Consider the following 12,859-nt stretch of genomic DNA (forward strand, 5'->3'; position numbering starts at 1 on the left):
GCGGACGGGCCATCACTGGCAGCATCCTGGACCGGCCGCAGATGCCTACCGGCCTACATCCTTGGCTGTGGTGACAGCCATGGAGACCTTCGAGGCTCCGCGAGGATCTCCTACCGGCGGACCCGGAAGGCGACGTTCTCCCGGCAGCACGCTCGATCCCGCGCGAGCTTCGCCCGCCGACGCGGGTAGGAGTAGCGAGCAGAATGAGCATCGTCTTCGGCTCGTGGGCGGCCCGGACCGCGAGGGTATGCGGAACCGCCCCCTTGAGAATCAGGTGCCGGAGTTGTCGACGAACCCCACGATATCGAGGTATTCGATGGTGGGCGGGACGCCGTAAATCCCCGCCACCTTGTCGACGAGCTCCTCCGTGAAGAAGGAACGGGCTTTGTCCACGTCATCCCACACGTAGAAATTCCTGGCCCGAACGCCGTCCTCGTCGAGCATGAAGCTCTTGAAGCGAAGGCCGGCCATGCCTTCGAACGGCCCTCGGAGTTCGCCGGCAATCTTTGCGAGAGTCGAGCGATCGAACCTCTCGGTCTGCGTGAAAGTCACGAGCACGCCGATCATCGGGCCTCCTATCGATTGGGTGAGCAACGGTCGATCGAGTGATCCTCGATGCGGATCCTAGTGCACTCGGCCGGCAATTCTGGCCGTTGAGCGGCGAGTCGGACGTGCGGCTCGCGGTCGGCGATTGCGGATCAGGAGCTCGAACGGATGGGTTATTTGGCGCACTATTCCGACCACTGCTGGCGACAGCGCCTGCCAGGCACGTATTGAGTCGTGATCAATCTGTGGGGTTCTCAACCTGCAGACGAAGAACGGTGTTCATCGGCCCGTACCTGCCGATTGGCGAGTACGGCCCGTACCCCGAGCGTCTGCGTCAGCAGTTCGAGGCCGTGATCCGACGACAGGGAGCCAACGCAGACTCCGATCCAGGGGCGGGCGGACCAGCAGGATTCACGTCGCCGGTGACCTGAAGTCTCGCCCGCTGCCGTTCCTCCTACCGGCCGGGCAGGCCACCGACAGCCCGCAGTTCAGCCCCGTGAACTGAGTAGGAGTACTCATGCCCGGTGGCCCGGGCGGCGATCAGACTGGCGGCCGAAGAAGGAACAAGGGGGAAGTCATGAGCAGCCTGTGGTCACCGCCCGAACCGCGCCGTCGCCGGCCGCCCGCGTCTTCGGCGCGGCCGACCTCGTGCGGGGATGTGGTGGGCTTTGTCGTCGGGGGTGGTCTCGTGCTGATCGCGCTGGCGGGTCTCGCCGTGTGGGTCCTGCTGGCCACCAGCGACGTGCCGATCGTCCAGTTCTGAGCGCCACGGTGGCGCTCGCGGCCGGCCTCAGCTCACGGCCTGCTTCACGAGCGCCACGATCCGCGCCTCCACCTCGGGTGTCACCGCGGTGAGTGCGAACGCGGCCGCCCACATCTCGCCCTCGTCCAGCTGCGCCTGGTCGCTGAAGCCGAGCGTGGCATAGCGGGACTTGAACTTCTCCGCGCTCTGGAAGAAGCAGACGACCTTGCCGTCCAAGGCGTACGCGGGCATCCCGTACCAGAGCTTCGGGGCGAGGGTCGGGGCGTTGGCCGTGACGACGGCGTGGATGCGCTCGGCCATGACGCGGTCCGAGTGCTCCATCTCGGCGATCTTCGCGAGCACGTCCCGCTCCGCCTCCGCCGCCTTCTCGGCGTGCGAGGCGCGGCGGGCGGCCGCCTTCTGCTCCTTGGCGTGCTCCTTCATCGCGGCCCGCTCCTCGGCCGTGAACCCCTCGTACGCGTTGCGGTCGTCGGCACTCATGGCAGGTCCCCTCGAAGGTCTCGTTGTGCGCTCGTGCCAGGGGAACATATCTCGCTCGACCGACATCGGGTCATGAGCGACACCGCACGGGTGAGATGAGCGGCAGGGGGACGGAAACCGGGGATGCGCGGCCCCGTGTGATCGCGGCTCAGCCGGTGGGCATGCCGATGCGGTCGCGTTCCAGTGCGGAGCGCAGCCGCGAGAGCGCCTGCGCCACCACCGGGACGGCGGCCGGGTCGAGGGTGTCCGCGAGCAGTTCGGCCAGCCCGGCGGCGAAGGTCGTCTCCGCCGCCGTGACCAGCCGCGAGCCGTCGTCGGTCAGGGCCAGCAGCGAGGACCGGCGGTCCGTCGGGTTGGGTCGGCGGACCACCCAGCCCTGCTTCTCCAGGCGGTCGACGCCCTTGCTGGTGGCCCCGATGCCGATGGCGAACTCGGTGGCCAGGTCGGCGACCCGGGCTCCGGGGTGGTCGCGCAGGTGCCGGAGGAACTCGAACTGCGAGGTGACGATGGAGTGTTGCTCGCGCAGGCGGTCGTTGAGCGCGTTGTACAGGCGCGTCTCGCATCGCACCAGGTCGGCGAAGAAGCCCGGGAGGTCGACCGTGTCACCGTTCAATCTAGATGCCATGGCATATAGTGTAACGGCATCCACTGATGACGGGAGCTGGGACATGAGCAGGGAACAGCGCGCGAAGATCGACGCCATACTGCGGCAGCCGCGCCCCGAGGGCCCTCGGTCGGTCGAGGAGCTGCGGGCCGGGTTCAAGGCGTTGATGGCCCAGATGATCGTCCCCGACGGCATCCGCACCACCGGGACGGCGCTCGGCGACCGACCCGCGCTGCTGGTCGAGCCGGTCGGTGCCCCGCGTACCGGCACGATCCTGTACTTCCACGGCGGCTCCTTCGTCATCGGCTCGCCCGAGACCGCGCTGTCGCTGACCGGCAACCTGGTGGCCAGGACCGGGTTCCGCGCCGTCTCCCTGGACTACCGGCTCGCGCCCGAGCACCCGTTCCCGGCCGCGATCCACGACTGCCTCGACGCCTACCGCGCGCTCCTCGAGGGCGGCGAGGACCCCTCGGCCATCGCCTTCGCCGGAGACTCCGCCGGCGGCGGCCTCGCGGTCACCACCTGCCTCGCCGCCCGCGACGCGGGGCTGCCGCTGCCCGCGGCGATCGTGGCCTTCTCCCCCAGCCTGGACGCCACCCGGACCGGCGGGAGCATGGACACCAAGGCGGGCATCGACCCCATCTTCACCCGCGAGAGCCTGCGGCCCACCGGAGAGATGTACCTCGCGGGGCAGGACCCGCACCAGCCCCTGCTCAGCCCCGCCGTCCTCGCCGACCTGACCGGATTCCCGCCGATGCTCCTCCAGGCCGGCACCAACGAGGTCCTGCTGGACGACTCCACCCGCCTGGCTGCCCGCGCCCGGGCCGCCGGCGTGGACGTGATCCTCGACATCACCGCCGACGTCCCGCACGTGTTCCAGTCCTTCGCCGGGCTCCTCGACGAGGCCGACCAGGCACTGGACCGCGCGGCCCTCTTCCTCACCCAGCACCTCGGACGCCCGACACCCTGACCGATGGCCGCGACCACTGCGGGCAACGAGGTGGTCCTGGGGAGACCGTGGTGGCCGCACTGGGCGACCTCGACGTGGACGCCATCATGCCGGTGGTCGCCGCAGTCAACGCGGACGTGATCGGCGCGGTGCGTCGGGAGGTCGCCGACCGCCGTACCGAGCAGGCCACCGGGTGGACGAGAAGCGTTGGCAGGCCTCACTCGGGCCCTATTTGGAGCGGGACTTCGCCACCGGCCGATTCCCCGCGCCGGCCACGGTGGTGCGCGATGCCGCTCATCTGGACGCCGACCGTACCTTCCGGATCGGCCTCGACCTCCTGCTCGACGGCATCGAAGCCCGCATCTCAGGGTGACGCACAACCGACGAGCTCAGCGATCTGGACGAACCGGTGGGACGCGCTGACGCAGGGCTCGATGATCATCGGTTCGTACGGCGGATGCGGATCAGCAATTGACCTCAACCGCGGTTCAGCTCCTACCGTTGACGACGGCAGCCCGCCATCGGAACGGAGTGCAGCAGCGATGGTTTTCACCCCCGAGGAACTCTCCTACCTGGCCACCCAGCAGCTCGGCCGGCTGGCCACCAGCGGCCCCGGCGGCGCGCCGCAGGTGCGGCCGGTGGGGTTCCGGCTGAACGAGGACGGCACCGTCGACATCGGTGGGCCCCGGATGGCGGCCAGCCGGAAGTACCGCAATGCGGCCCGCGATCCGCGGGTGTCGTTCCTGGTCGACGATCTGACGCCGCCCGACGACCCCGCGGCGGTGGCGCCCGGCTGGGGGCGCGGGGTGGAGATCCGCGGCCGGGCCGAGCTGCTGACCGTCGAAGTGCCGCCGGTGGCGCCGCAGTTCTTCTCGCACGAGATCATCCGGGTGCACCCCGAGCGGATCATCAGCTGGAATCTGGCCGCCAAGGGCAGCACCGCCCGCGACGTCAGCCGGGGATGAAGGTCCAGGCCTCCCCCGCCGCCTGCTGGCCGAGCGGTGCGCCGTCGGCGGGTCCGGCCGGGGCCAGGGCGAGACCGCTGTGCCGGGCGGTGAGGGTGTAGCCGCCGGCCGGGGCCGGGTCGGGGAGCCAGCGCTGGTTGTCGGCGCCGGTGCAGGTCCACTGGATGACGGCGGCGCCGGGGGCGGTCGAGCCGCCGCTGACGTCCAGGCACAGACCGGACCTGAGGTTGCGCACGGTGTAGCCGCCGCCGGGGTCGGCGGTGAAGGTCCAGCGCTGGTTGTCGGTCGCGTGCCAGGCCCACTGGATCAGCTGGGTGCCGGTGCTGGTGGAGGAGCCGGGCACGTCGGCCACCTGGCCGGTGGCGGCCCGGGCGATCCGGTACACCCCGCCGGAGGTGACGGGCGCGGCGCAGGCGACCCCGGCCCCGCCGTACGCGCCCTGGTCGGGGGCGCCGGAGGGCAGCGGGTCGCCGAAGTAGTCCAGGGTGCCGGTGGCGGGTGCTCCGGCGCCGAGGGCGGGTGAGCCGGCGCAGAGCTGGTAGCCGGTGGCGTGGGCCTGGTCGGTCGCGGTGCCGGGGGCGCGCAGCCGGGGGTCGGCGGTGCCGCCCGCACCGGTCGGCGCGCCGGCGACGTTCACCAGGGAGTTGTGGTCCAGCTGGTAGCCGCCGCCGCGCAGGGCCATCGAGGCGGTGCCGGCGCCGGTCTTCACCACGATGTTGTTGCGGAAGGCGACGTTGCGCCGGGTGGTGTTGTTCTCCTGGATCACCGACTGGCTGACGCCAGGGCCGATGTACAGGGTGTTGTTGTGCACCTCGGCGGACTCGATCGCGCCGGAGCAGTTCTCGAACCCGCGGTAGGCGTCGTTCTGGCTGATGTTGTACCGGATCACGGCGGTGCGCAGGATGCCGGTCGCGTTGCAGAGCAGGAAGAAGCCGCCGGCGTTGTCGTGGCTGTAGTTGTACTGGAAGACGGTGCCGACGGTGCCCTGGTCGACGTCGAAGGCCATCCCGTCGCGGGTGTTGCCGCCCCCGCTCGCCTCGTTGTACTGGAACAGGGCGTCGTCGGAGTCGTACGTCCACAGGCCAGCGTTGTAGCCGGCGGAGCGCCGCTGGAAGCCGCTGACGGTGTTGCGCTCGATCACGGCGCCGCTGGTGTTGCCGGCCACGATCCCGTCGCCGCCGAGGTCGGACAGCCGGTTGCCGCTGATCCGCACGCCGGTCCAGGGGACGAAGGCACCGGCGCTGTGCGCCTCGAAGCCGGAGCGGTTCCAGGTGGAGACCAGGAAGATGCCCTCGCGGTCCACCGAGCGGACGGTGTTGTCCCGGATGGTGACACCGTCGAAGCCGGTCGGGGTGGCGGTGCCGCCGACCGCGAGGTAGATGCCGCCGCTGCCGGCGAGGTCCTTGGTGTCGGTGCCGTTGACGTCGTGGATGTCCAACTGCTCCAGCACCAGGTGGCTCGCGCTGCCGTAGTCGGCCAGCTCCACCGAGACGCCGCGCCGGCTGCCGGCGCCGGTGCCGTGGTTGGTGATCTCCAGGTTGCGGATCTCCCAGCCCTGCTGGTTGCGCAGCAGTACGGCGGTGGCGGCGCCGCCCCCGGCCACCAGGGGCTTGGCGCCGGTGCCGTAGGCGTCGACGGTGATCGGCAGGGCGGGGGTGCCGGAGCCCTTGGGCGCCAGCGTGCCCGGGCAGCTGGTGCCGCGCTTGAGCAGCAGCCGGTCACCGGGCCCGAAGGTGGCCGCGCCGGCCCGGGCGAGGGTGCGCCAGGCCGCCTGGGGGGCGGTGCCGCCGGCCGCGTCGTCACCGGCCGCGCAGTCCAGGTAGTAGGTGCTGCCGTCGGCCGCGGCGGGCCCGGCACCGAGCCCGGCGGTGCCCAGCAGGCACCCGATGACGGCGAGCAGCGAGCGGATCCGCATGGCGTGGTACCTCCGGAGCACCAGCCGGACGGGGGCGGCACCAGTGCAGCACGGGGCTGACCGGGTGTCAATATCTGCACCTGGCAGGGCCGATCCGCGCAGGAACGCGCGGCCGCGCGCAGCCGTCACGCACCGGGCGGGTCGACCAGGCGTACGCCGTCCATCAGCATCCCGGCCCGCTTGACGGTCCGCAGCACCGGCACCACCTCCACCTGCTGGACGGCCGGCAGCGCGCCGATCCGCTCGGTGAGGTAGCCGTAGAGCGCGTCGGTGTCCCGGCAGACCACCACCGCGAGCAGGTTGGCCGCGCCCGTGATGGCCGCCGCGAACGGCACCTCCGGGTGGCTCGCGAACGCGGCTCCGGTGGCGGCCAGTTCGGCCGGCGGCACCGAGACCAGCAGCGCCGCCTCGGCGTGGTAGCCGAGCAGCAGCGGAGCGATCTCCACGTCGAAGTAGATCGCGCCGGCGTCCCTCAGCTGCTCCAGCCGGCGCCGCACCGACGACTCCGACAGCCCGGTGGCGCGGGCCAGTTCGGGGTGGCCGGCCCGCCCGTCGCGGCCCAGCACGGCGAGCATCGCGAGCGCCGCGTCGTCCAGCTCGACCCGGGCGCCCCGGTCGAACGCCCCGGGCCGCTCGAGCGCCAGCAGCTGCGGCTCGGTCAGCACGTCCAGCCCGGCCCAGCGGCCCGGCCCGCCGACGAAGGTGCGCAGGATGCTGTGCGCGGAGATCCCGGTCACCCGCCGGGTGCCGGGCAGCTTCTGGAGCAGCAGGGCGTCCCGGTCGGCCCGGTTGCGGGCCTTGGAGACGCAGTGGATCTCGGTGCCGCCGGAGTTCAGGGTGACCCAGGCGATGTCCGGGCGCCGGGCGAGCCCGTCGGCCACCTGGACGGCGGCGTCCGGGGCGCACTGCACCCGCAGCCAGGACTCGAACAGCCCCACCCGGTGGCCCACCGGCAGCCCGACCACCCGCAGCAGTCCGGCGGTGCGCAGCCGCCGGTAGCGCCGGATCACCGTCTGGTCGGACACCTCCAGCACCTCGGCCAGCCGGCTGAACGGGGTGCGGCCGTCCGTCATCAGCGCCTGGACCAGCGCCTTGTCCAGCCGGTCGAGCTCCTCCGTCTCATGCATGGTTTCCATCATGCCAGGCCTCATCTCCGTCGGATTCCGGCTCCCACGGCCTTCTGGTTCGTCCGATCCGCGACCGGGGTGCGAAGTTCACCTGGTGGGACCGGGCAACGGGTGTCCGGCCGCGAACCCGAGGAGTACTCCGATGCGCAAATGGCTGCCGCTCACCGCGGTCTGCCTGGGGGCGTTCATGCTGCTGGTGGACGTCACCATCGTGACGGTCGCGCTCCCCGACATGGCGACCGGTCTGCACACCGGCTTCGCCGACCTGCAGTGGGTGATGGACGGGTACGCGCTGGCGCTGGCCGCGCTGCTGCTGGGCGCCGGCGCGCTCGCCGACCTGGTCGGGCGCCGGCGGGTCTACCTCGCCGGGCTGGTCCTGTTCGCGGTCGCCTCGCTGGCCTGCGGCCTGGCCGCCGGGCCGGAGCAGCTGATCACCTTCCGGGTGCTCCAGGGCGTCGGCGGCGCCGCGATGTTCGCCACCACCATGGCCCTGCTCAGCCACGCCTACCAGGGCCGCGACCGGGGCATCGCGTTCGGCGTCTGGGGCGCGGTGAACGGCGCCGCGGCGGCGGCCGGCCCGATCGTCGGCGGGCTGCTCACCGAGCACCTGGGCTGGCGCTGGATCTTCCTGGTCAACCTGCCGGTGAGCGTGCTGGCGGTGGCCGTCACCCTGCGGGTGGTCAAGGAGTCGCGCAACCCGCAGGCGAGCGGGGTCGACCTGCCGGGCATGGCCGCCTTCACGGTGGCCGCCGGCTCGGTCACCTACGCGCTGATCACGGTCGGCGAGCACGGCTGGGGCTCCGCCCGCACGCTCGGCCTGTTCGCGCTCGGCGCTCTGGCGCTGCTCGCCTTCGTCCTGATCGAGCTGCGCAGCAGCCGCCCGATGCTGGACCTGCGGCTGCTGCGCAACCCGTCCTTCGTCGGGATCATGATCGGTGGTCTGCTGCTCTCCGCCGCCGCCTTCTCCTACCTGGGGTACGCCTCGCTGTGGCTCCAGTCGGTGCGCGGCATGGGCCCGGTGGCGGCGGGGCTCGCGCTGCTGCCGATGAGTGTGGTGGCGTTCCTGACCGCCGGGGTGGCCGGGCGGCGGCTGCACGGCGTGCCGCCGCGGCTGACCGTCGGTGGCGGCCTGCTGCTGATCGGTCTCGGTGCGCTGCTCCAGGCGGTGATCGGCGCCGACTCCGGCTGGGCCGTGCTGGCGCCCGGGCTCGCGGTCAGCGGGGCGGGCGTGGGCCTGGCCACCCCGGCGATGGCGGCGGCCGCGATGGCGGCCGTCCCGCACGCCCGGGCCGGGATGGCCGGCGGCGCGCTGAACACCGCCCGCCAGCTCGGGAACGCCCTCGGGATCGCGCTGCTCGGCGCCGTCTTCCAGGCCGGGATGGTGCGCTCGCTCGATCGTGCCCCCGCGAGCGGCGACCCGCAGGGCATGGCGGACGCGCTGACCGGCGGGCAGGCGGGCGCGGTGGTCGCCCGGGCGGCGGCCGGCACCCGGCCGGCGGTCGAGCAGCTGGTGCACGCCGCCTTCGCCGACGGCCTGCGGGACACCTTCCTGGTGTCGGGGGCGTTCGGACTGGCGGGTGGGGTGGTCGTGCTGCTGATGCTGCGCCGGCCGGCCGCCCCGGCGCCGGCCATCCCGGCCCGAGCCGCCGCGGGCGGGCCGGTGCGGGCAGGCGGGGAGCGCCCGGCGGTGGCGAGAATGGAGTGATGTCCCGCCTCGACTGGAGGCTCCATGGCGAGCGAGTTCGAGCCCGAGCGGCGGCTGCCGTCCTCCGCCGCCCCCCGCTGGGGGAGGCTGATCGCGCTCGCCTACCTGCTGATCCTGCTGGCCCTGGTCACCGACCTGGTGACCGGGCCGTCGTTCACCTTCTCCCCGCTGCTGGCCGCCGTGCCGGTGCTGGCGGCCGCCGGCACCCGCAAGCCCTGGGTGCCGCTGGCGGCGGGTGCGGTCGCGCTGGCCGGCGTCTGGCTGCTGGCCGCGCTCAACGACGAGGTGGGCACGGTGGTGCACGCCACCTCGGCGGCCGCCGTCGCGGCGGTGGCGGCCGCCAGCGCCGCCTCGGTCGCCCTGGTGGCCGACCGCGAGCGGCGGCTGGTCGAGCTGCGCTCGGTGGCCGAGGCCGCGCAGGAGGCCCTGCTGCGCCCGGTGCCACCTCGGATCGGCCGGCTGCGGACCGCGGTGCGGTACGCCCCCGCCGCCGCCGAGGCCCGGATCGGCGGCGACCTGTACGCGGTGGTGGAGTCGCCGTACGGGGTGCGGGTGCTGCTCGGCGACGTCCGCGGCAAGGGGCTCGGCGCCGTCGAGACGGCGGCCGACGTGCTGGGGGTCTTCCGCGAGGCGGCCGTGCTGGAGACCGACCTGGCCGAGGTCGCCGGGCGGCTGGACGCGGTGGTGGCCCGGCGGCCCGGCGAGGAGGAGTTCGTCACGGCCGTGCTGCTGTCGGTGCCGCCGACCGGCCCGGCCGCCCTGGTCAACTGCGGGCACCCGCCGCCGATGCTGCGCACCGGGCGGCAGGTCGCCGAGGTCGAGCCCGCCGCCTGGTCACCCCCGCTGGCCCTGCTCGGGATGACCGGCGGGCGCTACCCCGTCCAGCCGCTGCCGCTGGAGCCCGGCCAGACGCTGCTGCTCTACACCGACGGCATCTCCGAGGCCCGCGACGCCGCCGGCCGGTTCTACCCGCTGGCCGAGCGGCTCTCCTCGATGCCGACCGACCCCGGCCCCGGCGCGCTGCTGGACCAGCTGCTCGCCGACGTCCGCCGCTACACGGTGGACGGGCTGACCGACGACGCGGCGGTGCTGGCGCTCACCCGGGCCGGCTGACCGGCCCGGGCCGCCGGCTCAGCCCACCCGCTGCGGCTCGCGCTCGCGTTCGCGGGCACGGGCGGCCCGCCGCAGCGCGCGGCGGTCCAGCGCCCGGGTCAGCACGTACCAGAGCACCACCGCGTAGGCCCAGCCGGCCAGGATGTCCACGATGAAGTGCTCGGCGCCGTAGACCAGGGTGAAGCCCATCGCCAGCGGATAGGCCGCCAGCAGCACCTTGGTCCAGCGGCCGGACCCGGACCAGAAGAACAGCGCCAGCAGCATCGGGTACGCGGCGTGCAGCGAGGGCATCGCGGCCACGTCGTTGGCGAACTCGCTGCCGTTCTCGAACACCGAGCCGGCCCGTGGCAGGCCGCTCTGGTTGAGCACGTCGGAGACGATCCGGGTGACCGCGGGCAGGTGGCCCTCCTGGGCGGTCAGCCACGGCGGGTCGGCCGGGTAGAGCACGTAGGTGGCGAACCCGGCGAAGGTGACGGCCAGATAGAGCGCCAGCAGCCGCCGGAAGCGCGGATACTGCCGCTTCCAGAGCACCGCGAGCACCAGGAAGACCGTGAAGAAGTGCGACATGTAGACCGCGACGGCCGCGTAGTCGTACCAGTGCGGAGCGCCCGGCGTGTAGAGCCAGTGCTGGAGCCGGACCGTCCAGGTCTCGCCGCCGCCGAGGAAGGCGTCGATGCTCAACTGGGGCTCGTAGCGCACCGGCCACGGGGTGTGCGCCCCGTAGCCGCGCAGCAGCGAGTAGATCCAGACCACCGCCATCACCGGCACCCAGTCCCGCAGCACCAGCAGCCAGCCGGTGCGGCCGCCGCTGTGCACCGAGGCGGCCACCAGGGCCGCGATCAGCCAGCAGAACACCACGTCGTTGGCGTACGGCAGGCCGTAGGTCCACAGGTACCAGGCGAAGGCGAGGGCGAACAGCGGCCAGGCGAGGTGGCGCGGGCCGAGCCGGCGCGACGCCGGGCCCGTTCTGCTCGGCCCGCCCTCCCGCAGGTCGTTCCGGGTCGCCGAATGCGCAGGTCGGAGCAGGTCGGTCATGGCGCCCGAAGCTAGCACCGGATTCTTGGAGGATCCTTTGGAAGCCTCCCGCCACGCCCAGGAAACCATCAGGAGGCGAACCTTCCGCGGCCGGGCGCCCGAGGCCGTCGCCCCCACCGGGGCCGAGACCACCGCCGGGTGCCCGTTCTCCAGCTGCTGCCTGGGTGCAAGCATGGCCCACCGCCGTCCGGCAGGGGCCCGGTGAGTGTCCCGGTGCCCGCTCGGACGGCCCGCGCTCGGGGACGGATTCCTTGCTCCGAGGCTACGCCCGAAAGAGGTCAGGCCGCCTGCGCGTTGACGCGCTCCACGATCGACTCGCAGAGCTCGTGGGTGCGCAGCGCGTCCCGGGCCGAGAGGGTCTTGCCGGCCCGTACGGCGTCCAGGAAGGTGGTCACGATCTGCTCGATGCCGCGCTGGCGCGCGACCGACACCCAGTCGCCGCGGCGGCGGATGCTGGGCTGGCCCTTGTGGTCGATCACCTCGGACAGGTTGACCACCACCCGCTTGGCGTCGCCCCCGGAGACCTCCAGCACCTCCTCGGTGGAGCCGCTGACCCGGTTCATGACGCCGAGCGCGGTGAAGCCGTCGCCGGCCAGCGTGAGCACCAGGTGCTCCAGCAGGCCGTTCCTGGTCCGGGAGCGGACGTCGACGTGCTCGATCTCACCGGGCACCAGGAAGCGCAGGGTGTCCACGACGTGGATGAAGTCGTCCAGCACCACGCTGCGGACGGCCTCCGGGAGGCCCTCGCGGTGCTTCTGCAGGACGATCAGGTCGCGCGGGCGCTCGGCCGCCAGCAGGTAGCCCGGGGCGTGCCGGCGGTTGAAACCGACCATCAGCGAGCGGCCGGTCAGCTCGGCCAGCTCGACCAGCCGGCGGGCCCCCGCCAGGTGGTAGTCCAGCGGCTTGTCCACGTAGACGTCGACGCCGGCGGTGAGCAGCTGCTCGACGATCGCCACGTGCTGGTCGGTGGCGGCGTGCACGAAGGCCGCCTTGATGCCGCTGTCGATCAGCTCACCGAGGTCGGTGTAGCGCTCCGGCAGGCGGTAGGCGTCGCCGATCCGGTCCAGCTTGGCCCGGTCGCGGGTCATCAGCCGCAGGTCCAGCCCGGGCTGGGTGGCGAGCACCGGGAGGTAGGCCTTCTGCGCGATGTCGCCGAGCCCGATCACCCCCACCGGAAGGGCGGCGCTGTCGAGGTCAAGGTGGCGGTCGCTCATCGGGCGCTCCTGGGGAGGGTGGGCGGGCAGCCGGCCCGGTCACCGGACTCGACCATCCGGCAGCATATGCCAGAACCGTCGCTGAGCAGTCAGGATGCACCTTTCCGGCCGGACTTGGCCGGTGCGCCCCGGCGGACCGGGCACAATGTCCGCATGACCACTGCTCGTTGGAACGGCCGGACCATCGCGGAGAGCGACCGCACCGTACTGGTGGAGGGCAACCACTACTTCCCGGCCGACTCGGTGCAGGTGGAGTTCCTCGGCCCGTCCGCCACCACCACCCACTGCCCCTGGAAGGGCGCCGCCTCGTACTACACGCTGCGGGTGGCCGGCGCGGAGAACCCGGACGCAGCCTGGTACTACCCCGACCCGAAGCCGGAGGCCGCGCACCTGGCGGGCATGGTGGCCTTCTGGCGCGGGGTGGAGATCACGCACTGAGCGCG

The 12,859-nt window shown here is 72.8% G+C and carries 14 protein-coding genes and 1 pseudogene; 8 read left to right on the forward strand and 7 right to left on the reverse strand.

The genetic code is table 11. The annotated features are described in order from the left end of the window. Positions 1-270 precede the first annotated feature (270 nt). Positions 271-567, reverse strand: a complete 297-nt coding sequence (locus tag AB0K43_RS08065; protein ID WP_363637012.1) for a hypothetical protein — start codon at positions 565-567, stop codon at positions 271-273. Positions 568-928: 361 nt separating this feature from the next. On the opposite strand from AB0K43_RS08065, the pseudogene AB0K43_RS08070 reads away from it, so the two are divergent. Further along, positions 929-1,024: pseudogene (locus tag AB0K43_RS08070) on the forward strand (IS5/IS1182 family transposase); the annotation flags it as partial. 99 nt (positions 1,025-1,123) lie between these two features. Beyond that, entirely contained in the window at positions 1,124-1,309 is a 186-nt protein-coding gene (locus AB0K43_RS08075; protein WP_363637015.1) for a hypothetical protein, read from the forward strand. A gap of 27 nt (positions 1,310-1,336) precedes the next feature. Here AB0K43_RS08075 and AB0K43_RS08080 read toward each other — a convergent pair whose 3' ends face one another. After that, the gene (locus AB0K43_RS08080) at positions 1,337-1,789 is read right to left on the reverse strand and encodes a hypothetical protein (RefSeq protein WP_363637017.1); all 453 of its coding nucleotides are present in this window, start codon (positions 1,787-1,789) and stop codon (positions 1,337-1,339) included. 148 nt (positions 1,790-1,937) lie between these two features. Then, complete coding sequence (locus tag AB0K43_RS08085; RefSeq protein ID WP_363637019.1) at positions 1,938-2,414, reverse strand: MarR family transcriptional regulator; 477 nt, start codon at positions 2,412-2,414, stop codon at positions 1,938-1,940. Positions 2,415-2,457: 43 nt separating this feature from the next. Between AB0K43_RS08085 and AB0K43_RS08090 the strand changes: the two genes are divergently transcribed. From AB0K43_RS08090 to AB0K43_RS08100, 3 genes are all read left to right on the forward strand, one after another. Next, entirely contained in the window at positions 2,458-3,363 is a 906-nt protein-coding gene (locus AB0K43_RS08090; RefSeq protein ID WP_363637021.1) for an alpha/beta hydrolase, read from the forward strand. 172 nt (positions 3,364-3,535) lie between these two features. Next, positions 3,536-3,715, forward strand: coding sequence for a TetR/AcrR family transcriptional regulator C-terminal domain-containing protein (locus AB0K43_RS08095; RefSeq protein ID WP_363637023.1), 180 nt, complete (start codon positions 3,536-3,538; stop codon positions 3,713-3,715). Between the two features lie 169 nt (positions 3,716-3,884). Further along, positions 3,885-4,307, forward strand: a complete 423-nt coding sequence (locus AB0K43_RS08100) for a PPOX class F420-dependent oxidoreductase (protein ID WP_363637025.1) — start codon at positions 3,885-3,887, stop codon at positions 4,305-4,307. Here AB0K43_RS08100 and AB0K43_RS08105 read toward each other — a convergent pair. Continuing rightward, a complete protein-coding gene (locus AB0K43_RS08105; protein WP_363637027.1) occupies positions 4,294-6,222 on the reverse strand; it encodes an RICIN domain-containing protein in 1,929 nt (642 codons plus the stop codon). The two genes, AB0K43_RS08100 and AB0K43_RS08105, sit on opposite strands and share 14 nt — an antisense overlap. Before the next feature lie 125 nt (positions 6,223-6,347). Then, positions 6,348-7,349, reverse strand: coding sequence for an Lrp/AsnC family transcriptional regulator (locus AB0K43_RS08110; protein WP_363637029.1), 1,002 nt, complete (start codon positions 7,347-7,349; stop codon positions 6,348-6,350). 142 nt (positions 7,350-7,491) lie between these two features. Here AB0K43_RS08110 and AB0K43_RS08115 point away from each other — a divergent pair, with 142 nt between their 5' ends. Beyond that, entirely contained in the window at positions 7,492-9,054 is a 1,563-nt protein-coding gene (locus AB0K43_RS08115; RefSeq protein ID WP_363637031.1) for an MFS transporter, read from the forward strand. A gap of 24 nt (positions 9,055-9,078) precedes the next feature. Then, on the forward strand, positions 9,079-10,167 hold the full coding sequence (locus tag AB0K43_RS08120; protein ID WP_363637033.1) for a PP2C family protein-serine/threonine phosphatase: 1,089 nt from the start codon (positions 9,079-9,081) through the stop codon (positions 10,165-10,167). Positions 10,168-10,185: 18 nt separating this feature from the next. Here the strand turns inward: AB0K43_RS08120 and AB0K43_RS08125 are convergent, their stop codons facing one another. Beyond that, complete coding sequence (locus AB0K43_RS08125) at positions 10,186-11,202, reverse strand: phosphatase PAP2 family protein (RefSeq protein ID WP_363637035.1); 1,017 nt, start codon at positions 11,200-11,202, stop codon at positions 10,186-10,188. Positions 11,203-11,480: 278 nt separating this feature from the next. Then, the gene (locus AB0K43_RS08130; RefSeq protein ID WP_363637037.1) at positions 11,481-12,416 is read right to left on the reverse strand and encodes a Gfo/Idh/MocA family oxidoreductase; all 936 of its coding nucleotides are present in this window, start codon (positions 12,414-12,416) and stop codon (positions 11,481-11,483) included. Between the two features lie 153 nt (positions 12,417-12,569). On the opposite strand from AB0K43_RS08130, the gene AB0K43_RS08135 reads away from it, so the two are divergent. Next, positions 12,570-12,854 carry a DUF427 domain-containing protein gene (locus AB0K43_RS08135; protein WP_363637039.1) on the forward strand — a complete coding sequence of 95 codons (285 nt, stop codon included), beginning with the start codon at positions 12,570-12,572 and terminating at the stop codon, positions 12,852-12,854. Positions 12,855-12,859 lie beyond the last annotated feature (5 nt).

It is taken from the genome of Kitasatospora sp. NPDC049258 (genome assembly GCF_040678895.1).
Lineage (GTDB): Bacteria > Actinomycetota > Actinomycetes > Streptomycetales > Streptomycetaceae > Kitasatospora.